Source organism: Arthrobacter sp. HMWF013, assembly GCF_003061105.1.
GTDB lineage: Bacteria > Actinomycetota > Actinomycetes > Actinomycetales > Micrococcaceae > Arthrobacter.
Map to the genome: position 1 here is coordinate 1 of NZ_QAIQ01000697.1, position 1,956 is coordinate 1,956.

A 1,956-nucleotide genomic window follows, 5' to 3' on the forward strand; every position below is an offset into this window, starting at 1 on the left:
GGTCACCGGCGCGCTGCTCGGCGTGCTGGACGTTTCAGGACCGCTGGACACCATCAGCGCGGACACGCTACGGATGGTGCGGTGCGCGGTGCGCGTGGCGGAGTCCCTGCTGGGAACGTCCGACGGCGGCACCTCCTTAGGTGCGGCCTCTCCCGTGCATGCGTCCCGGCCGGGTGACCGGCGGCCTTGTGTTGCGGTTTCCTGGCTGGAGCTGCTGGGCGACAGGCCCGCGGCGGTGTTCGCGGATGGGAGCCGGGTGCCGCTGACGCAGCGACGCGCGGAGATCCTGGCGCTGCTTGATTCCCGGTCGCAGGGGTGGAGCGCCGACGAGCTGGCATACGAGCTGCACGGCGATGCCGGCACACCGCAGGCCATCCGGACGGAGATGTTCCGTGTCCGCTCGATGCTGGGCGATGCTGTGGAGTCGAACCCGTACCGGCTGGCTGTCGGGCTGGCTGGGTGCTCGGATTCGGGGCGGGTGCTGCGGCTGCTGCGCGAGGGACGGGTGGCCGAAGCGCTCGAGGCGTACACCGCTCCCCTGCTCAGCCGGTCCGGCGTTCTGGCGGTGCAACTGCTGCGGGACCAGCCGGACCTGGCTGTTGGCTCTGCGGTGCGGTCCAGTGGGGATGCCAACCTTGTGGTGAGGTGGTTGTCCAGGGATATGGGGTGCGGGGACGCGGAGGGTGTCGAGGCACTGGGCCGGCTGGCCGGACGGGCAAATCCGCGCTACTTGGCTTACCGCGCGGCCCTGGACGCTTATGAGCGGGGATTGTTGGCCGCGCACCAACACTGTGGCACCCTCCAGCAGCGCGCTTCCGGACGGGCGTGAGCAGGTCTTCAACGGCGGCCAGGGGAGGGCGGGTACATCGTTTTTGTCCAGATATGCCAGCTTAAGTCGCGCCAGATTCTGCATATCCGGACAAGAACTTCGGCCGTTGTTTTCGACCGGCTCAAACCCCGTAGACGCTCCTAAGGCGTGGGGAAATCGGCCATAGTCACACGAATCCGCGCAGGGTAGACATGGGATCCAGATATTCTCATCGGAGAATGAGGCCACCAGCCGTTCACGGGCTGCCAATGAGGTGCTCGCGGTTTTGGCGGATTTGTCCTCTTCGGTGCTTAGCTCTGGGCCAGGAGGCCCGGCCCATCCGTGGAGTACGAGTGTACCTGGGTCAGGTCGTTCGTGGGTTGGCGCAGAAGGACCAGCTACTCGAGAAGCAATCTACTACGGCTAAAAGCTGTCGCTCCCGATGATTCCGCTTTCGGCCATTCGACCCAGTAGTCGCAGGAGAACGGCCCCTTGACGCTCCGAGGGGACCTTCCCCTGCCGAAGGCCAAACATCACCACGAGATCCTTCTCGGTGGGGGACATCGGGACTCGAGCCCCATAGACCGTTTCCCACACGTGTGGTTTGACGCCAAGGACGCGCGCGACTGCCTCGAAGCCAGTGTCCATCGCGCGTTGCTTCCGGTCGTCGGCAGCTTGCCCCCGGGTCTCGTGAACGGCGAGGAGGTCGTTCCCGATGCCACCACCGAGTCGGACGCCGACCTTCTTGAATCCCTCCCAGCATGCCTGCTGCTTCGCCCACTGAGTCACGTTTGCCTGGGGGCGATTCGGGTCGGTTAGGTGCTGCTGCGCCGCCTGCGCGATCTCGATGAGCGCCGCAAGCGTCGACGCACTTACCGCCTGGCGCTGCCAGACTCGATCGAAGTCGAAGTTGGCTCCGCGGAACTGGACTCCAATTTCAAAGGCAAGGCGAGAGATCGCGTATGCAACTATGTTCGCGAGATAGCCGGGAGCCGCTCTGTACCAATCCTGCTTGAGCACTTGGGAGCGCAACGTCTCATACATAATCGCCTTGCCAATGCCTGAGCGGAAGTAGCCGTCTCCATAAGCGTCCGCCCCTTTGCCATCGTCCTTGGTCCACTGCGTATCCACCTTCGTGGCATAGTCGG

At 64.7% G+C, this 1,956-nt stretch carries 1 protein-coding gene and 1 pseudogene; one reads left to right on the forward strand and one right to left on the reverse strand.

Going from position 1 to position 1,956, the window contains the following annotated elements; translation table 11 throughout:
* A pseudogene (locus DBR22_RS22550) lies at positions 1-829 on the forward strand (transcriptional regulator); the annotation flags it as partial.
* Between the two features lie 402 nt (positions 830-1,231).
* Here the strand turns inward: DBR22_RS22550 and DBR22_RS22555 are convergent.
* Positions 1,232-1,956 (reverse strand): AIPR family protein (locus tag DBR22_RS22555; RefSeq protein ID WP_375135032.1); only part of this gene is annotated, 725 nt, incomplete at its 5' end.